Source organism: Streptomyces sp. NPDC096048, from assembly GCF_044763415.1.
Classification (GTDB): Bacteria; Actinomycetota; Actinomycetes; order Streptomycetales; family Streptomycetaceae; genus Streptomyces.
The window spans coordinates 196,687-215,221 of the sequence record NZ_JBIWGG010000001.1 but is presented as its reverse complement, the minus strand read 5'-3'; the positions used below and the strand labels follow the sequence as shown (position 1 = coordinate 215,221).

At 67.8% G+C, this 18,535-nt stretch carries 13 protein-coding genes, 1 tRNA gene and 1 pseudogene; 1 reads left to right on the top strand and 14 read right to left on the bottom strand.

Annotated elements, in window-relative coordinates; genetic code table 11:
* Positions 1 to 24 precede the first annotated feature (24 nt).
* From rpsG to ACIQ6R_RS01070, 3 genes and pseudogenes are all read right to left on the bottom strand, one after another.
* Positions 25 to 495 carry a 30S ribosomal protein S7 gene (gene rpsG, locus ACIQ6R_RS01080; RefSeq protein WP_003974303.1) on the bottom strand — a complete coding sequence of 157 codons (471 nt, stop codon included), beginning with the start codon at positions 493 to 495 and terminating at the stop codon, positions 25 to 27.
* A gap of 2 nt (positions 496 to 497) precedes the next feature.
* Positions 498 to 869, bottom strand: a complete 372-nt coding sequence (gene rpsL / locus ACIQ6R_RS01075) for a 30S ribosomal protein S12 (RefSeq protein ID WP_003948652.1) — start codon at positions 867 to 869, stop codon at positions 498 to 500.
* A gap of 724 nt (positions 870 to 1,593) precedes the next feature.
* Positions 1,594 to 2,554: pseudogene (locus ACIQ6R_RS01070) on the bottom strand (glycosyltransferase family 2 protein); the annotation flags it as partial.
* A gap of 101 nt (positions 2,555 to 2,655) precedes the next feature.
* Here ACIQ6R_RS01070 and ACIQ6R_RS01065 point away from each other — a divergent pair.
* Complete coding sequence (locus ACIQ6R_RS01065) at positions 2,656 to 3,957, top strand: hypothetical protein (protein ID WP_404218645.1); 1,302 nt, start codon at positions 2,656 to 2,658, stop codon at positions 3,955 to 3,957.
* A gap of 78 nt (positions 3,958 to 4,035) precedes the next feature.
* Here the strand turns inward: ACIQ6R_RS01065 and ACIQ6R_RS01060 are convergent, their stop codons facing one another.
* From ACIQ6R_RS01060 to ACIQ6R_RS01010, 11 genes are all read right to left on the bottom strand, one after another.
* Complete coding sequence (locus ACIQ6R_RS01060) at positions 4,036 to 7,935, bottom strand: DNA-directed RNA polymerase subunit beta' (protein WP_404168929.1); 3,900 nt, start codon at positions 7,933 to 7,935, stop codon at positions 4,036 to 4,038.
* 98 nt (positions 7,936 to 8,033) lie between these two features.
* Positions 8,034 to 11,519, bottom strand: a complete 3,486-nt coding sequence (gene rpoB, locus ACIQ6R_RS01055; RefSeq protein WP_404168926.1) for a DNA-directed RNA polymerase subunit beta — start codon at positions 11,517 to 11,519, stop codon at positions 8,034 to 8,036.
* A gap of 590 nt (positions 11,520 to 12,109) precedes the next feature.
* Positions 12,110 to 12,490, bottom strand: a complete 381-nt coding sequence (rplL, locus tag ACIQ6R_RS01050; protein WP_404168923.1) for a 50S ribosomal protein L7/L12 — start codon at positions 12,488 to 12,490, stop codon at positions 12,110 to 12,112.
* 123 nt (positions 12,491 to 12,613) lie between these two features.
* Positions 12,614 to 13,144 carry a 50S ribosomal protein L10 gene (gene rplJ, locus ACIQ6R_RS01045; protein ID WP_404168920.1) on the bottom strand — a complete coding sequence of 177 codons (531 nt, stop codon included), beginning with the start codon at positions 13,142 to 13,144 and terminating at the stop codon, positions 12,614 to 12,616.
* Positions 13,145 to 13,436: 292 nt separating this feature from the next.
* Complete coding sequence (locus tag ACIQ6R_RS01040) at positions 13,437 to 14,285, bottom strand: DUF1396 domain-containing protein (RefSeq protein ID WP_404217903.1); 849 nt, start codon at positions 14,283 to 14,285, stop codon at positions 13,437 to 13,439.
* A 95-nt stretch (positions 14,286 to 14,380) separates the two neighbouring features.
* Positions 14,381 to 15,181 carry a hypothetical protein gene (locus ACIQ6R_RS01035; protein ID WP_404217901.1) on the bottom strand — a complete coding sequence of 267 codons (801 nt, stop codon included), beginning with the start codon at positions 15,179 to 15,181 and terminating at the stop codon, positions 14,381 to 14,383.
* Between the two features lie 150 nt (positions 15,182 to 15,331).
* Positions 15,332 to 16,057, bottom strand: a complete 726-nt coding sequence (rplA, locus tag ACIQ6R_RS01030; protein ID WP_404217899.1) for a 50S ribosomal protein L1 — start codon at positions 16,055 to 16,057, stop codon at positions 15,332 to 15,334.
* Between the two features lie 84 nt (positions 16,058 to 16,141).
* Positions 16,142 to 16,576 (bottom strand): 50S ribosomal protein L11, encoded by a 435-nt coding sequence (gene rplK / locus ACIQ6R_RS01025; RefSeq protein ID WP_073725164.1) that lies wholly within the window; start codon positions 16,574 to 16,576, stop codon positions 16,142 to 16,144.
* 182 nt (positions 16,577 to 16,758) lie between these two features.
* Positions 16,759 to 17,628, bottom strand: a complete 870-nt coding sequence (gene nusG, locus ACIQ6R_RS01020; RefSeq protein WP_404168909.1) for a transcription termination/antitermination protein NusG — start codon at positions 17,626 to 17,628, stop codon at positions 16,759 to 16,761.
* A gap of 80 nt (positions 17,629 to 17,708) precedes the next feature.
* Positions 17,709 to 17,996: a preprotein translocase subunit SecE gene (gene secE / locus ACIQ6R_RS01015; protein ID WP_121748634.1), complete on the bottom strand. Its 288-nt coding sequence runs from the start codon at positions 17,994 to 17,996 to the stop codon at positions 17,709 to 17,711.
* 108 nt (positions 17,997 to 18,104) lie between these two features.
* Positions 18,105 to 18,177, bottom strand: a tRNA-Trp gene (locus ACIQ6R_RS01010).
* Positions 18,178 to 18,535 lie beyond the last annotated feature (358 nt).

Here is an 18,535-nt window from a genome sequence, read left to right as displayed (position 1 = left end):
TCTCGGTCTCGATGTGGGTAGCGACTACCAGCGGTAGTGCGCGAAGGCCTTGTTGGACTCGGCCATCTTGTGCGTGTCCTCGCGCTTCTTGACGGCCGCACCGAGGCCGTTCGAAGCGTCGAGAAGCTCGTTGAGCAGACGCTCGGTCATGGTCTTCTCGCGACGGGCGCGGGAGTAACCGACCAGCCAGCGCAGCGCGAGGGTGTTGGCGCGACCGGGCTTGACCTCGATCGGCACCTGGTACGTCGCACCACCGACACGGCGGGACTTGACCTCGAGGGTCGGCTTGATGTTCTCGAGAGCGCGCTTCAGCGTGATGACCGGGTCATTGCCGGTCTTCTCGCGCAGGCCCTCCATGGCGCCGTAGACGATGCGCTCGGCGGTGGAGCGCTTGCCGTTCAGCAGCACCTTGTTGATCAGGGAGGTCACCAGAGGAGAACCGTAGACCGGGTCGATGATGACCGGGCGCTTCGGGGCGGGGCCCTTACGAGGCATTCTTACTTCTCCTTCTTGGCGCCGTAGCGGCTGCGGGCCTGCTTGCGGTTCTTCACACCCTGGGTGTCAAGCGAACCGCGGATGATCTTGTAGCGAACACCCGGCAGGTCCTTCACACGGCCGCCGCGCACGAGCACGATGGAGTGCTCCTGCAGGTTGTGCCCCTCACCCGGAATGTAAGCGGTGACCTCGATCCCGCTGGTCAGACGCACACGCGCGACCTTACGCAGGGCCGAGTTCGGCTTCTTCGGGGTGGTCGTGAACACACGCGTGCAGACGCCGCGACGCTGGGGCGAACCCTCGAGTGCGGGCGTCTTGTTCTTCTCGACCTTGTCCTGCCGGCCCTTCCGGACCAGCTGCTGGATCGTAGGCACTACTTCTCCGGTTTCTGTGTGCCGAATGGTGAAGCTAACCTGGAACGTCTCCGACCCACGCGGTCGGGTGTGTCGAAGCCGCGAACCCTTGCCGCGAGGCAGAGGAAAGCGCGGATTGCGGTGGCCGGTCACGACCCTCACTGCGGTTGAAGGCACGCACGAGGGCCAGGGCACACCCCAGGCACAAGGTCTGAGCGTACCTATCGCATTCGCTGCGGTCAAAACAAATGCGCGGGACCGGCAGTGGCACCCGCCTCGCCCCGATTCCTCCCGACCCGCGCGCAGCGCCTCCACGCCCCCGGGAGCACCGCCGGCGACTCACCGCCGCCCCGACGTCTCAGGCCCGCGGGACCCGGTGCCTCAGGTGCTCAGGGCCCGGCGCCTCAGACCCGCGGCACCGGAACGCGCGCCCCGCCAGGTGCGGGCTCGGCAGCCGCCCGTGGCCCCGGCGGACCAGAGGAACCGCGTACGGTCGCGCCGGACGCGCCGGACGCCTCGGACGCACAGCTCGCCTCGGACGCACCGCTCGCCCCGGACGCGGGTCCGCCCGGATCGCCGTGACCGTCGACGGCACCCGACCCGGCAGAGCCCCGGACCGGATCCGCGGCGGCGTCGGCGGCGGGCTCGGCCCGTCGGTCCGAAGGCCCGTCCGGGACGGCGTCGCCGGCGGGGACGGCGTCACCGCGGGCCGGAGCCGCCGGCGTCGTCGGCGTCGCCCGTGCCGCCGGTGCCGCCGTGTCGTCGCGGACGAAGTACGTCGGCCGGTTCTGCACGGCCGTGTATATGCGGCCTACGTACTCACCGAGCAGGCCGACGCAGATCAGCTGCACGGCGCCGATGAAGACGATGCCGGTGAAGAGCGACGTCCAGCCGGGCACCGTGCGGCCCAGTGCGAAGGCGGTGAGGGTGTAGACGAGCAGCGCCAGGCAGACCACGAAGGCGCCGGCGCCCAGCCAGGTGGCCAGTCGCAGCGGGGCCGCGGAGAAGCCGGTGACGCTGTCGACCGCGAGGCGGATCATCCGGCCCAGCGGGTACTTGGTGCGGCCCGCGGTGCGCGGAGCGCGCTCGTACGTCACCCGCCCGCTCGGGAAGCCCAGCCAGGGCACGAGGAGCCGGTAGACCCGCTGCTGGTCCGGCAGGGCCTTCAGGGCGTCCACCGCGGCCCGGCTGAGCAGCCGGAAGTCGCCGGCCTGCGCGAGGACCGACGGGCCCGCCAGGCGCCGCATGAGGCGGTAGTAGAGGCCCGCGCTCCAGCGCTTGAACCCGGTGTCGCTGCTGCGGTCGGCGCGGACGCCGTACACGATGTCGAGCCCCTCGGCGCGGGCCAGCGCCAGCATGTCGGGGATCTTCTCCGGCGGGTCCTGGAGGTCGGCGTCCAGGCTCACCACGTAGGCCCCGGACGCCCGGTCCAAGCCCGCGGTGAGGGCGGCCTGGTGGCCGGAATTGCGCCGCAGCGCGACCACGCGCAGCTCTGGCCATCCCAGCCGGAAGGCGGCGAGCAGTTCCGCCGTGCGGTCGCCGCTGCCGTCGTCCACCGCCACGACCTCGTGGGGGACGCCCAGCTCCGTGAGGACCGGCCGCAGCCTGCTGACCAGCGCGGGCAGGACCTCTTCCTCGTTGTACATCGGAATGACGACCGACAGCACGATCGGTTCGTGCAGTTCCTCGTCCCGTTCCTCGGGCACCGCGCCTCCCCTCCCCCGAACACCGGGCACAGATGTGCGACTCTTGTGCGATCTTATGGCAGCAATTGACGGTTGAGGGTGGACTGAGGGGGATGACAGCCATGGACACGGCTGCCGACGGCACGGTGACCGACGGACCGCGCGGCGCACCGGACGGGCAGCCCGACGACCGCCCGGAACGCTCCTGGCGGGCCTGGCGGACCTGGCGTCCGACGCTGCCGGACGGCGCCCGCCCCTACCTGCCCGCGCTCGCCCTCTACGGCGTCACGAAGCTCGTCGGCCTCACGGTCTTCGCCTCCCTGCTGGAGTACGCCGGGGACTACAAGGGGAAGAACCCGCGCTTCGGCGGCGGCGCCCACTGGTGGGACGTCCTCGCCACCTGGGACGGCTGGTGGTACCTCCAGGTCGCCGAGCACGGCTACAGCCCCTCCCTGGTGCGGCTCGGCGGCGACGGCCTGTTCACCGTCCAGCAGAACTCCGTCGCCTTCTTCCCGCTCTATCCCGCGCTGATCCGCATGGTCTCGGAGACCACGGGCCTCGGCCTGTACGGCTCCGGCATCCTCGTCTCCGTCGTCTCGTCGTTCGTCGCGGCGGCGGGCATCTTCGCCGTGGTCCGGCTCGTCGCCGGTGCCCGCGCGGGCACCGTCGCCGCGGGGCTGTGGGCCGTGGCCCCGGGCGCGGGCGTCGAGTGGGCGGTGTACTCCGAGTCCCTGTTCGTCGCCATCGCCGCCTGGACCTGCTACGCCGTGATGACCGGCCGCTGGGTGACGGCCGGCCTCCTCGCCTTCACCGCGGGCCTGAACCGCCCCACGTCCGCCGTGCTCATAGGCGCCGTGGGACTCGCCGCGCTGGTGACGCTCGCCCGCCCCGCGACCAGACGCGAGCACGGCGTACGCGGTCCCGTGTACGCGATGGCCGTCGCTCCCCTGGGCCTGCTCTCCTACATCGCCTGGGTCGGCTACCGCACGGGCGAGGCCACGGCGTACTTCACGCTCCAGCGCGAGGGCTGGGCGCACTTCTTCGACTACGGCGCCTACACCCTGGACGTGCTGCGCAACCTCGCGGTGGGCAAGGGCGACTACCACTTCGCCTTCTCCACCCCGGACCTGCTCTCCCTCCAGCTGGTCCTGGCGCTGCCGTTCCTGATCGCCCTGATGCTGCGCGAGAAGCCCCCGCTGGTGCTCGTCGCGTACACCCTGGCGACGATCATCACGGTCCTCGGCACCCAGCAGATGTTCGGCAACACGATGCGCTACCTGCTGCCCGCCTTCCCCCTGCTCCTCGCCCCCGCCGCGGCCCTCAGCCGCCTGAAGCGCCCGAGCCTGGTGGTCTTCTTCTCCACCGCCGCGCTCGCCTCCGGCTGGTACGCGCACTACGTCATCTTCGAGCTGGGCGTGCCGTAAGCCCCTCCCCGCGCACACGCCGAAGGGCGGCCACCCCCTGGGGGTGACCGCCCTTCATGCGATCAAGCGACGGCTCGCCTACTGGTTGTACGGACCGTAGTCGTAGTCCTCCAGCGGAACGGCCTGGCCGGAGCCCGTGCCGAACGGCGAGTAGTCGATGTCGTCGTAGCCGACGGCCGAGTACATCGCGGCCTTGGCCTCCTCGGTCGGCTCGACCCGGATGTTGCGGTAGCGGGACAGGCCCGTACCGGCCGGGATGAGCTTACCGATGATGACGTTCTCCTTGAGGCCGATGAGGCTGTCGGACTTGGCGTTGATCGCCGCATCCGTCAGGACTCGGGTCGTCTCCTGGAAGGAGGCGGCCGACAGCCAGGACTCCGTCGCCAGCGAGGCCTTGGTGATACCCATCAGCTGCGGACGACCGGAGGCCGGGTGACCGCCCTCCTGGACCACACGACGGTTCTCGGTCTCGAACTTCGTACGCTCGACCAGCTCGCCGGGCAGCAGCTCCGCGTCGCCCGACTCGATGATCGTCACGCGGCGCAGCATCTGCCGGATGATGATCTCGATGTGCTTGTCGTGGATCGACACGCCCTGCGAGTTGTAGACCTTCTGGACCTCGCCGACCAGGTGGACCTGGACGGCACGCTGACCCAGGATGCGCAGCACGTCGTGCGGGTTGGTGGCACCCACGGTGAGCTTCTGGCCCACCTCGACGTGATCGCCCTCGCCGACCAGCAGACGGGCACGCTTCGAGATCGGGAACGCCGTCTCGTCGCTGCCGTCGTCGGGCGTGACGACGAGCTTCTTGGTCTTCTCGGTCTCCTCGATCCGCACGCGGCCGGAGGCCTCGGAGATCGGGGCGACACCCTTCGGGGTACGGGCCTCGAAGAGCTCGACGACACGCGGCAGACCCTGGGTGATGTCGTCACCGGCCACACCACCGGTGTGGAAGGTACGCATCGTCAGCTGGGTACCGGGCTCACCGATGGACTGGGCGGCGATGATGCCGACCGCCTCACCGATGTCGACCAGCTTGCCGGTGGCCAGCGAGCGGCCGTAGCACATGGCGCAGGTGCCGACCTGGGACTCACAGGTCAGGATCGAGCGGGTCTTGACCTCCTCGACGCCGTTGGCGACCAGGGCGTCGATCAGGACGTCACCGAGGTCGACGTTGGCCGGCGCGATCACCTTGCCGTCGATGACGACGTCCTCGGCGAGCATGCGGGCGTACACGCTGGTCTCGACGTCCTCGGCCTTGCGCAGCGTCCCGTCCGCGTCACGCGTGGCGATCGGCAGCTTGAGACCGCGCTCGGTGCCGCAGTCCTCCTCGCGAATGATGACGTCCTGGGAGACGTCGACCAGACGACGCGTGAGGTAACCCGAGTCGGCGGTACGCAGAGCGGTGTCCGCCAGACCCTTACGGGCACCGTGCGTGGAGATGAAGTACTCCAGCACGGACAGGCCCTCACGGAAGGAGGCCTTGATGGGACGCGGGATCGTCTCGTTCTTCGCGTTCGACACCAGACCACGCATACCGGCGATCTGACGCATCTGCATCATGTTGCCTCGTGCACCCGAGTTCACCATCATGAAGATCGGGTTGGTCTTCGGGAAGTTGTCGTTCATCGCCTCGGCGACCTCGTTGGTCGCCTTGGTCCAGATCGCGATGAGCTCCTGCGTGCGCTCGTCCTTGGTGATCAGACCGCGCTCGTACTGCTTCTGGACCTTCTCGTCCTGCGCCTCGTAGCCCTTGACGATCTCCTTCTTCGCCTCGGGAACGACGACGTCGGAGATGGCCACGGTGACGCCGGAACGGGTCGCCCAGAAGAAGCCGGAGGCCTTCAGGTTGTCGAGCGTCGCCGCCACGATGACCTTCGGGTACCGCTCGGCGAGGTCGTTGACGATCTCGGAGAGCTGCTTCTTGCCGACCTCGTAGTCGACGAACGGGTAGTCCTCGGGCAGCAGCTCGTTGAAGAGCGCGCGGCCCAGCGTGGTGCGCAGCGTGAAGGTGTCACCCTGCTGCCACTCCGGCTCACCCTCCTCGCGGGCCGGGGGCTCCCAGCCGCGGGGCGGGATGGTGCCCACCGGGAAGCGGATGTCGACCTTCGACTGGAGCGACAGGTCGCCCGCGTCGAACGCCATGATCGCCTCGGCGGCGGACCCGAAGGCACGGCCCTCACCCTTGAGGTCGCGGCCCTCGCCGTCGGTGGTGAGGAAGAACAGACCGAGGACCATGTCCTGGGTCGGCATCGTCACCGGACGGCCGTCGGCCGGCTTCAGGATGTTGTTCGAGGACAGCATCAGGATGCGGGCCTCGGCCTGCGCCTCCGCGGAGAGCGGCAGGTGCACGGCCATCTGGTCACCGTCGAAGTCCGCGTTGAACGCGGTGCAGACGAGCGGGTGGATCTGGATGGCCTTGCCCTCGACCAGCTGCGGCTCGAAGGCCTGGATGCCGAGGCGGTGCAGCGTGGGCGCACGGTTCAGCAGAACCGGGTGCTCCGCGATGACCTCTTCCAGCACGTCGTACACGACCGTGCGGCCGCGCTCGACCATGCGCTTGGCGCTCTTGATGTTCTGCGCGTGGTTCAGGTCGACCAGGCGCTTCATCACGAACGGCTTGAAGAGCTCCAGCGCCATGGCCTTGGGCAGACCGCACTGGTGCAGCTTCAGCTGCGGGCCGACGACGATGACGGAACGCGCGGAGTAGTCCACACGCTTACCGAGCAGGTTCTGACGGAAACGGCCCTGCTTGCCCTTGAGCATGTCGCTCAGGGACTTCAGCGGGCGGTTGCCCGGACCGGTGACCGGGCGGCCACGACGACCGTTGTCGAAGAGGGCGTCCACGGCCTCCTGGAGCATGCGCTTCTCGTTGTTCACGATGATCTCGGGCGCGCCGAGGTCGAGAAGCCGCTTCAGGCGGTTGTTGCGGTTGATCACGCGGCGGTACAGGTCGTTCAGGTCGGAGGTCGCGAAGCGGCCACCGTCCAGCTGCACCATCGGACGCAGGTCCGGCGGGATGACCGGCACGCAGTCGAGCACCATGCCCTTGGGGCTGTTGCTGGTCTGCAGGAACGCGGAGACGACCTTGAGGCGCTTGAGCGCACGGGTCTTCTTCTGGCCCTTGCCGGTGCGGATGATCTCGCGGAGGCGCTCGGCCTCCTCGTCGAGGTCGAAGGACTCCAGGCGCTTCTGCAGCGCCGCGGCACCCATCGAGCCGTCGAAGTACGTGCCGAAGCGGTCACGCAGCTCGCGGTAGAGCAGCTCGTCGCCCTCCAGGTCCTGGACCTTGAGGTTCTTGAACCGGTTCCACACCTCGTCGAGGCGGTCGATCTCGCGCTGCGCACGGTCGCGCAGCTGCTTCATCTCACGCTCCGCGCCCTCGCGCACCTTGCGGCGCACGTCGGCCTTGGCGCCCTCGGCCTCGAGCTCGGCCAGGTCGGTCTCGAGCTTCTTGGCCCGGGCCTCCAGGTCCGAGTCACGGCGCTGCTCGACCTGCTGACGCTCGACGGAGACGTGGGCCTCCAGCGAGGGCAGGTCGCGGGTGCGGCGCTCCTCGTCGACGTACGTGATCATGTACGCCGCGAAGTAGATGACCTTCTCCAGGTCCTTCGGGGCGAGGTCGAGCAGGTAGCCCAACCGCGACGGAACGCCCTTGAAGTACCAGATGTGGGTGACGGGGGCGGCGAGCTCGATGTGGCCCATCCGCTCACGGCGCACCTTGGCGCGCGTGACCTCGACGCCACAGCGCTCACAGATGATGCCCTTGAAGCGGACTCGCTTGTACTTGCCGCAGTAGCACTCCCAGTCCCGGGTCGGACCGAAGATCTTCTCGCAGAAGAGTCCGTCCTTTTCGGGCTTGAGCGTGCGGTAGTTGATCGTCTCGGGCTTCTTGACCTCGCCGTGGCTCCACTGACGGATGTCGTCAGCGGTGGCCAGACCGATCCGGAGCTCGTCGAAGAAGTTGACGTCGAGCACTATGCGTCAATCCCTCTCAGGGTTGTAAGTCTTGGGGTCTGAAACGGGGGTCCTGGGGCCGGCGGACCTTGATCGCTCAAGGTCCGCCGAAACTCCCGTCAGACCTCTTCGACGCTGCTCGGCTCGCGCCGGGACAGGTCGATGCCGAGCTCCTCCGCTGCGCGGAAGACGTCCTCGTCGGTGTCACGCATCTCGATGGACATGCCGTCCGAGGACAGCACCTCCACGTTGAGGCACAGGGACTGCATCTCCTTGATGAGCACCTTGAAGGACTCGGGGATGCCGGGCTCAGGGATGTTCTCGCCCTTGACGATGGCCTCGTAGACCTTCACGCGGCCGGTCACGTCGTCGGACTTGATGGTCAGCAGCTCCTGGAGGGCGTACGCGGCGCCGTAAGCCTCCAGCGCCCACACCTCCATCTCACCGAAGCGCTGGCCACCGAACTGGGCCTTACCACCCAGCGGCTGCTGGGTGATCATCGAGTACGGACCGGTCGACCGGGCGTGCAGCTTGTCGTCGACCAGGTGGTGGAGCTTGAGGATGTACATGTACCCGACCGAGATCGGGTCCGGGAACGGCTCACCGCTGCGGCCGTCGAACAGCCGCGCCTTACCGGTCGGGAGCACCATGCGCTCGCCGTCGCGGTTCGGGATGGTGTGCTGGAGCAGACCGGCCAGCTCGTCCTCGCGCGCACCGTCGAAGACCGGGGTGGCGACGTTGGTGCCGGGCTCGACCTTGTCGGCGCCGATGGCCTGGAGGCGCTGGGCCCACTCCTCCGCGAGGCCGGAGACGTCCCAGCCGCGGCTGGCGAGCCAGCCGAGGTGGATCTCCAGGACCTGCCCCGGGTTCATTCGGGACGGGACACCCAGCGGGTTGAGGATGATGTCGACCGGGGTGCCGTCCTCCAGGAACGGCATGTCCTCGATCGGGTTGATCTTGGAGATGACGCCCTTGTTGCCGTGACGGCCGGCGAGCTTGTCACCGTCGGTGATCTTGCGCTTCTGCGCGACGTACACGCGCACCAGCTGGTTCACACCGGGGGGAAGCTCGTCGCCCTCTTCGCGGTCGAAGACGCGGACGCCGATGACCTTGCCGATCTCGCCGTGCGGCACCTTCAGCGAGGTGTCACGGACCTCACGGGCCTTCTCACCGAAGATCGCGCGGAGCAGGCGCTCCTCCGGCGTCAGCTCGGTCTCACCCTTGGGCGTGACCTTGCCGACGAGGATGTCGCCGGCGACGACCTCGGCACCGATGCGGATGATGCCGCGCTCGTCGAGGTCGGCGAGGACCTCCTCGGAGACGTTCGGGATGTCCCGGGTGATCTCCTCGGGGCCGAGCTTGGTGTCACGGGCGTCGACCTCGTGCTCCTCGATGTGGATCGAGGAGAGGACGTCGTCCTGCACGAGGCGCTGCGACAGGATGATCGCGTCCTCGTAGTTGTGACCCTCCCACGGCATGAACGCGACCAGCAGGTTCTTGCCGAGCGCCATCTCGCCGTTCTCGGTGGCCGGACCGTCGGCCAGGACCTGGCCCTCGATGATCCGGTCGCCCTCGGCGACGATGACCTTCTGGTTGACCGAGGTTCCCTGGTTGGACCGGGAGAACTTGGCCAGGCGGTACGTGATGTACGTGCCGTCGTCGTTGGTGGTGGTGATGTAGTCCGCGGAGACCTCCTGGACCACACCCGCCTTCTCGGCCTTGACCACGTCGCCGGCGTCGGCGGCGGAGCGGTACTCCATGCCGGTGCCGACCAGCGGGGACTCGCTCTTGATGAGCGGCACCGCCTGACGCATCATGTTCGCGCCCATGAGGGCACGGTTGGCGTCGTCGTGCTCGAGGAACGGGATCATGGCGGTCGCGACCGACACCATCTGGCGCGGCGAGACGTCCATGTAGTCGACGTCGTCACCGGGGACGTAGTCGACCTCTCCGCCACGGCGGCGGACCAGGACGCGGGCCTCGGAGAAGCGCATGTCGTCGTTGAGCGTGGCGTTGGCCTGCGCGATGACGAAGCGGTCCTCCTCGTCGGCGGTCAGGTAGTCCACGTCGTCCGTGACCTGGCCCTCGACGACCTTGCGGTAAGGCGTCTCGATGAAACCGAACGGGTTGATCCGGCCGTACGAGGCGAGCGAGCCGATCAGGCCGATGTTCGGGCCTTCCGGCGTCTCGATCGGGCACATGCGACCGTAGTGCGACGGGTGGACGTCACGGACCTCGAAGCCGGCCCGCTCACGGGAGAGACCACCCGGGCCGAGGGCGTTCAGACGACGCTTGTGCGTCAGCCCCGACAGCGGGTTGTTCTGGTCCATGAACTGGGACAGCTGGCTGGTGCCGAAGAACTCCTTGATGGAGGCGACGACCGGCCGGATGTTGATCAGCGTCTGCGGCGTGATCGCCTCGACGTCCTGGGTCGTCATGCGCTCGCGCACGACGCGCTCCATACGGGCGAGACCCGTACGGACCTGGTTCTGGATCAGCTCGCCGACGTTGCGGATGCGGCGGTTGCCGAAGTGGTCGATGTCGTCGGTCTCGACGACGATCTCCCGGCCCGACTCGCCGACCGTCTCGGTCTCACCGGCGTGCAGCTTCACCAGGTACTTGATGGTGGCGATGACGTCGTCGGTGGTGAGCACGCCGGCGTCCAGCGGCTCGTCCGCGCCGAGCTTCTTGTTGACCTTGTAGCGGCCGACCTTGGCGAGGTCGTAGCGCTTCGGGTTGAAGTAGAGGTTCTCGAGCAGCGTCTGCGCGGCCTCACGCGTGGGGGGCTCGCCCGGACGCAGCTTGCGGTAGATGTCGAGCAGCGCGTCGTCCTGGCCCTGGGTGTGGTCCTTCTCCAGGGTGGCGCGCATGGACTCGTACTCGCCGAACTCCTCGAGGATCTGCTCGGTGGTCCAACCGAGGGCCTTGAGGAGGACGGTCACGGACTGCTTGCGCTTGCGGTCGATGCGCACACCGACCATGTCGCGCTTGTCGATCTCCATCTCCAGCCAGGCACCCCGGGACGGGATGATCTTGGCGGAGAAGATGTCCTTGTCGGACGTCTTGTCGATGGAGGAGTCGAAGTAGACACCCGGCGAACGGACCAGCTGCGACACCACGACACGCTCGGTGCCGTTGATGACGAAGGTGCCCTTGTTGGTCATGAGCGGGAAGTCGCCCATGAAGACCGTCTGGGATTTGATCTCGCCGGTCTCGTTGTTGGTGAACTCGGCGGTGACGAAGAGCGGGGCCGCGTACGTGAAGTCGCGGTCCTTGCACTCGTCGATGCTGTTCTTGGGGGGCTCGAAACGGTGGTCGCGGAACGTCAGCGACATCGACCCGGAGAAGTCCTCGATCGGCGAGATCTCCTCGAAGATCTCTTCCAGACCGGACTTGGTGGGGACGTCCTGACCGGACTCCAGAGCCGACTCGACGCGAGCCTTCCACGCGTCGTTGCCGAGCAGCCAGTCGAAGCTCTCGGTTTGCAGCGCGAGAAGGTTCGGAACCTCGAGGGGCTCCTTGATCTTTGCAAAGGAGATGCGCAGCGGGGCGGTGCTGGCAGCGTTGTTCGTATTCGCGGTCGAGGCATTGCGCGAGGCGGCCAAGAGGGGGTCCTTCCGAGGGCTCGGACTCACTACGCGCGTACCGGCCCCTCTTCCGTGCACGAAGACAGGGGGCGCCTGATGTGGCTATAAAGCCAGGTCAGGCAGGCTCTGGTCGTCGGTGCTCGGGCGAGGGCAGACCCCTGGTGACGGGCAGGGGGCAACTAACAGGCAGCGCAAAGGGTCAGTGTAGCCACATGGCACACTGATGTCCAGTGCGGGTCTCGATGACCGTGTTCGCTCCTCGTTGTTCTCACCACCTGCGGCAAGGCCTCGCCCTCAACGCACCGTGATACTGCCCTCTTCGCCGTGGATCCATGCCTCGGATTCGGATCCGTGTGACGACGCGTCCTGAGAATCGCGCGCTGCGTGCGGTTCGTCAAGGCCCCCCTTGCCCGAACCGCCTGCCGCCTGGGGGCTCTCAGGGCCCCGGCGACGGCACGACGAAGATCACCATACTCTTCGCCGTCGCGCGTGCAAGGCAGCCGCCGCCGGGCCCCCGGATACGCCGAAGAGCGACCACCCGGATGGATGATCGCTCTTCGGTGCTGTGGCGTTACAGATCCTGACGGATCCGTGGAGCCTTCGCGGTCTTACTTGACCTCGACCGAGGCGCCGGCGCCCTTGAGGGACTCGGCGGCCTTCTCGGCGGCGTCCTTGGCGACCTTCTCGAGGACGGGCTTCGGGGCGCCGTCCACGAGGTCCTTGGCCTCCTTGAGACCCAGGGAGGTCAGCTCGCGCACGACCTTGATGACCTGGATCTTCTTGTCGCCGGCACCGGTGAGGATGACGTCGAACTCGTCCTTCTCCTCCGGGGCGTCGGCAACGGCGGCCGGGCCGACCGGGGCGGCGGCGACCGCGGCGGCGGCGGTGACGTCGAACTTCTCCTCGAAGGCCTTCACGAACTCGGAGAGCTCGATGAGGGTCATCTCCTCGAACTGGGCGAGCAGGTCGTCCTGGCTGAGCTTCGCCATGATGGCGGTCCTTCCACTAATTCGGCAGGTGCCGGATGTACGGGGTGAGGCGGGCGTACGTCGGGCCCGCGTCGACCCTCACCTCATGCGGTTCATGCGGCGAGGATCGGAAAGCGAGCCGAATTACTCGGCACCGCCCTGCTCGTCCTGCTTGGCACGGAGCGCGTCCACGGTGCGGACGAGCTTCGAGGGAAGCGCCTGGAAGAGCTGCGCAGTCTGGGACTGCTTGCCCTTGAAGGCACCCGCCAGCTTGGAGAGCAGAACCTCGCGGGACTCGAGGTCCGCAAGCTTCTTGATCTCGTCGGCGGACATCACCTTGCCGTCAAGGACACCGCCCTTGATGACGAGATTCGGGTTGTCCTTGGCGAAGTCGCGCAGACCCTTCGCCGACTCCACCGGGTCACCGGTGACGAAGGCGACGGCCGTCGGACCAGCGAAGAGCTGGTCGTCGAGCGTGATCCCGGCCTCGTTGGCCGCAATCTTGGTCAGCGTGTTCTTCACCACGGCGTACTGGGCGTTCTCACCGAGCGACCGGCGCAGCGTCTTGAGCTGCGCCACGGTGAGACCGCGGTACTCGGTCAGCACAGCGGCGTTGGAGCTGCGGAACTTGTCCGTCAGCTCGGCAACCGCGGCAGCCTTTTCGGGCGTCGCCATAGAGCCTCGGCCTCCTTCCGGGTGATTCGGACCGCGCGGACCCGAAGGAGGACTGGGGAATACGAAACGCCCCGGCGCAGGCGCACGGGGCGTGGCTCGACCGTTGATCACACGCACGAGGCGCGGACTGACGGGAGCTCATCCACAGTCACCTGCGCGGGTCGTCCGCAGTTCAGCGGATCCTTCGGCCACCGTGTCTCTCACGAGAGCACGGCAACGACCAGCGGTCTTTGGCTTCTGGGGAAGCGTACGTGAACGGGGCAGTGTCAAGCAAATCCGCCCGTACGGCGACTCAGCCCTGCTGGGACTCCCGCATCATCTCGGCCAGGTCGACGGTGTCCTTGGCGGGCGGGGCGGTGACCTTCACGGGCTCGTTGAAGCCGAGGAAGGTGATGGTCATGTCCAGCGGACCCTTGTCGGCGTCGCCGCGCATGCGGAACTGCTTGGTCTGGTCGTCGCCGTCGACCCACATGTCCATCGTGAGCTTGTCGAGGCCCATCTTCTCGTACTGCTCGAGACTCTTCCGGCGCTTCTCCCGGGTGGCCGCGTCCTCGTCCCCGATGGACTTCTCCAGGTCGGCGAGGGTGACCGTGCCCTTGTAGTGGGTGGTCTTCACGCCGTCGACGGTCTCGGTGCCGACCTTCTCCACGTCCTTGGCGCCGGTGAGGAAGGTGGACTCGGTCGCCGGGTTCTTGTCCGCCTGGGAGGCGCCGCCGAGCTGGTTCAGCTCCTTGTCGGCGCCCAGCGCGGCCAGATCGAACTTGATCCAGCTCTTGCCGTCCAGCTCCTTGGCCGCCTCGGCGCCACCGCCGATGTACATGGCCTTGTCGACGAGCCGGATCTCCCCCTTGGCGTCGGCGCCCTGGTCGAGTGCCGTCATCTTCATGCTCATCGCGAGCGTGGGCTTGATCCGCATCTCGGCCTCGGCCTTGATCCGGCCCTCCTCCGGGGTCCGCCCGGTCATGCGGTAGCGAAGGGAATCGATCTCCTCCGTGTTCTTCGCCGCCTTGGCGACGGCCGCCGCCGGCGTCATCTTCGGGGACTCCCCGGCCCCGTCACCCTTGGAGCAGCCCACCGCGCCGGCGGCGAGCAGCAGCGCGGCCAGCCCGGCACCCACGGGCACGCGCACGGAATTCTTCATGGAGTCCCCCCACGGAACACAGTAAGAAGCAGCCTTTACTCAGCAGGACGCGAGCGTACCCAGGACGGTTCGAACGGTCTTGTGATTTCTGTGGATCAGCCGCTCTCCTGCGCCTTCAGGAGTTCCTTGAAGTCCGCCGTGTCGGCGGCCGGAGGGCGCTCGGCGGAGACGGCGACGCCGTAGTCGCTGTAGTACGCGGTCTGGCTCAGTTCCCCGGTCTCCGACCGCCCCCGCTCGACCTTCTTGACCAGCAGGTCCCGGTCGTCGACCCAGATGTCGACGGTCTGCGCGGTGGCGCCGCCGACCGTGCCGGTCCAGTGCGTGGTGCGCCGGCCGCGGGTCGTCTCCTCCCCGACCCTGCGTACGTCGTCCGAGGCCAGCAGCTGCTTCACCGCCTGGTGGGGCGTGGTGTCGCGCATCTGCTCCGCGAACCCGGCGCCCGTGGCGCCGAGGCCCTCCAGGTCGGCGTAGACGTACTTGATCCAGTGCCTGCCGCCCACGCGGTCGGCGAACTCGTCGCCCATCCTGGCGTAGTAGGCGTCGGGCAGGTACCGGGCCTCCATGGCCGTGGTGCCGAGCCGGCGCATGGTCTCGGCGGTCGTGCCGCCGGTGTACGTGATGGTCAGGGTGCCGGTGAGGCCGTCGCGCCAGCCGAGGGCTCCGTCGGCGGACAGGGACAACTCGCGGCCCATGACGGTCGTGGACTCGACCCTTGCCGAACCCGCCCGTCCGGTGGCCCGCTCGACGGCACGCAGCGACCGCTCCGACCTGTCGGGGGCGCCGGTGGAGTCGGTGGAGTCGGTCGGCCCGTCGGCGGAGGTGCACGCGGTGACGCACGCCAGCGCGGCCGTCACCGCGATCGAGACGACCGTACGGCGTGCCGTCGTGCCCGTCATACGCCCACCCCTTGTCCCCGTGTGCCCCGCGCGCGATCCCGCGCTGCCCGCACGCTAGCCCAGCGATCGGGCACCCGTACGGGGAAAAGGGAACGGGCCCCGCACCTCGGAAGGTGCGGGGCCCGTGAACCGGTTGGGCGAGCCGTGGGCTCAGACCGCCGCCGGGTCCTCCTCGACGAGGAGGTTGCGGGTGCGGTTGGAGTCGATCGGAATGCCGGGGCCCATCGTGGTGCTGATGGCGGCCTTCTTGATGTAGCGACCCTTGGCGGCGGACGGCTTCAGACGGAGGATCTCCTCCAGCGCCGCGGCGTAGTTCTCCACCAGCTGGGTGTCGTCGAAGGACGACTTGCCGATGATGAAGTGCAGGTTCGAGTGCTTGTCGACGCGGAACTCGATCTTGCCGCCCTTGATCTCGGTCACGGCCTTGGCCACGTCCGGGGTCACGGTGCCGGTCTTCGGGTTCGGCATCAGACCACGCGGGCCGAGGACGCGACCGAGGCGGCCGACCTTGCCCATGAGGTCCGGGGTGGCGACGACGGCGTCGAAGTCCAGACGGCCCTTCGACACCTCGTCGATCAGTTCGTCGGAGCCGACGATGTCGGCGCCAGCGGCGGTCGCGGCCTCGGCACGGTCACCGGTCGCGAAGACCAGGACCCGGGCGGTCTTACCGGTGCCGTGCGGGAGGTTCACGGTGCCACGGACCATCTGGTCGGCCTTGCGCGGGTCGACACCCAGGCGGAAGGCGACCTCGACGGTGCCGTCGAACTTGGTCGTGGAGGTCTCCTTGGCGAGACGGACGGCCTCGAGCGGGGCGTAGAGCCTGTCCCGGTCGATCTTGGCGTCCGCAGCGCGGAGAGACTTGCTGCGCTTGCTCACTACTGCTCCTGTTGGCTTCTGAGGAGTCGTGGTGCGGGCCGAGCAGGCCCTGCCACTACTACTGCTGTCTTACGGGGGTGGAGGTCAGCCCTCGACCGTGACGCCCATGGAACGCGCGGTACCGGCGATGATCTTCTCCGCCTGGTCCAGGTCGTTGGCGTTGAGGTCGGGCATCTTGGTGGTGGCGATCTCGCGGACCTGCTCGCGCGTGATCTTCGCGACCTTGGTCTTGTGCGGCTCGCCGGAGCCCTTCTCCACGCCCGCGGCCTTGAGGATCATCTTGGCGGCCGGCGGCGTCTTGGTGATGAAGGTGAAGGAGCGGTCCTCGTAGACCGTGATCTCCACCGGGATGACCCAACCGCGCTGCGACTCGGTCGCGGCGTTGTAGGCCTTGCAGAACTCCATGATGTTGACGCCGTGCTGACCCAGCGCGGGGCCGACCGGCGGAGCCGGGTTCGCGGCACCGGCCTGGATCTGGAGCTTGATGAGCCCCGTGACCTTCTTCTTCTTGGGAGGCATAGCTCTCCGGGTCCTTTCGATTCGGGTCCTGCCCGCATCCGGGGGCGACCCGGACACAGGCATACCGCACAACGATAACGGGTATGGATGTGCGGCCAAAACCGAGCAGGTCAGGCACACGCTCTCGCGCCTGCCTGACCTGCTCGGAAGCAGTACGTCCAGAGAAGTACCGGTGAGGGGTACTAGTTCTTCTGGATCTGGTCGAAGCTCAGCTCGACCGGGGTCTCGCGGCCGAAGATCTCGACGAGGCCCTTGACCTTCTTCGAGTCGGCGTTGATCTCGTTGATCGTGGCCTGCAGCGTCGCGAACGGGCCGTCGGTGACGGTGACCGAGTCGCCGACCTCGAAGTCCAGCACCTGGACCTCGACCTTGCGCTGCGGCGCCGGCTTGCCCTCGGCCTCGGCGGCCTCGCGGGCGGCCTTCTCCTCGGCCTCCGGGGCGAGCATCTTGACGATCTCGTCCAGCGTCAGCGGGTACGGGTCGTAGGCGTTGCCGACGAAGCCGGTGACGCCGGGGGTGTTGCGGACGACACCCCAGGACTCGTTGGTCAGGTCCATGCGGACGAGGACGTAGCCGGGCAGCTTGTTCTGCCGGATCGTCTTGCGGTCGCCGTTCTTGATCTGGACGACCTCTTCCTGCGGCACCTCGGCCTGGAAGATGTAGTCCTCGACGTTCAGCGAGACGGCGCGCTGCTCGAGGTTGGTCTTCACGCGGTTCTCGTAGCCGGCGTACGTGTGGATCACGTACCACTCGCCGGGCAGGACGCGCAGCTCCTGGCGGAGCTTCTCGATCGGGTCGATCTCGGGCTCGGGCTCCGCGGCCTCGGCGGTCTCCGCGTCGGCGTCCTCGGCCTCCACGTCCTCGCCCGCCTCCTCGGCGGTCTCGTCCTGGGCCTCGGCGGTCTCGTCCACGTCCGCGACGACGGCGTCGTCGGCAGCCTCGGCCTCGGCGGAGGCCTCGGTGTCCTCGTTGTCGGCGCCCTCGACGATGCCGGGCTCGTCCTCGACGGACTCGACCGGCTCGATGGCGTCGTTCACGTTCGGGTCAGACACGGTGGCTGCTTCTTCCTGGATACATAGGGGTGGAACACGCGAAAGGGGCGCCGGGTACCTCGGCGCCCTTCGCTCTCGACTCAGCCGAAGACGTACTTGGCGGCGTGAGAGAAGCCATAGTCAATCAGAGTCACCAGGCCGATCATGATGACCACGAAGATGATCACGACGGTGGTGTACGTCGACAGCTGATTGCGGGTCGGCCAGACAACCTTGCGCAGCTCCGCGACGATCTGGCGGTAGAAGAGCGCGAGGCGCTTCAGCGGGCCCTTCTTGGCGCGCTTGCCGCCCTTGCGCGACTTCTTCTTGGAGTCCGGCGCCTCGTCCTGGGCATCAGGCATGTCGATGGAGCCCACGGCGTCCGTCACTCGTCCTCACCTGATTCCGGGTCGTGGCCGTGCCGCGCCCGGTTGGAGCCGCACGGCGGTGCATTGCTGTACGTACATGCGCACACATCCTGGCGAAGGTGTGTGTAGCAGGGCCGGAGGGACTTGAACCCCCAACCGCTGGTTTTGGAGACCAGTGCTCTACCAATTGAGCTACGACCCTTTGTGTGTCCCCAACGTACCGCATCCGCCCGGATGCTTGGTGTGCACCGAGTGAGCGCGGACCGCTGAAGGCCAACGAGGTGAGAGTGTACGTGCTCAGGAGCCGGGCGTCGAACAGAAAGGACGCGCGAAAGGCTCCGCCGGGCCGTCCTGGCCGAAGATCGCCCTGGCCGCGGGGCGGATCCGGGACGTTTCCGCGGCGGATCCGGACTGTTGTTCAGGCGCTTGTCCCGTCCTGTCTCACCGCTGTCCCCGCCGCCGTCCGGTCTCCGTCTCCCCTTCTGTCTCCGCTGCCTCGCCTCCGTCCCGTCCCGTTGTGTGCTGTTCAGTCCGTGAAACCCGTGTGCCCGGGAAGTTTC

What these genes read in the sequence shown, in the direction of transcription:
- rplJ (WP_404168920.1), bottom strand. Translation starts at nt 13,144, where the DNA reads ATGGCGACGCCCGAAAAGGCTGCCGCGGTTGCCGAGCTGACGGACAAG.
- ACIQ6R_RS01035 (WP_404217901.1), bottom strand. Translation starts at nt 15,181, where the DNA reads ATGACGGGCACGACGGCACGCCGTACGGTCGTCTCGATCGCGGTGACG.
- rplK (WP_073725164.1), bottom strand. Translation starts at nt 16,576, where the DNA reads ATGCCTCCCAAGAAGAAGAAGGTCACGGGGCTCATCAAGCTCCAGATC.
- ACIQ6R_RS01065 (WP_404218645.1), top strand. Translation starts at nt 2,656, where the DNA reads ATGGACACGGCTGCCGACGGCACGGTGACCGACGGACCGCGCGGCGCA.
- rplL (WP_404168923.1), bottom strand. Translation starts at nt 12,490, where the DNA reads ATGGCGAAGCTCAGCCAGGACGACCTGCTCGCCCAGTTCGAGGAGATG.
- rpsG (WP_003974303.1), bottom strand. Translation starts at nt 495, where the DNA reads ATGCCTCGTAAGGGCCCCGCCCCGAAGCGCCCGGTCATCATCGACCCG.
- ACIQ6R_RS01040 (WP_404217903.1), bottom strand. Translation starts at nt 14,285, where the DNA reads ATGAAGAATTCCGTGCGCGTGCCCGTGGGTGCCGGGCTGGCCGCGCTG.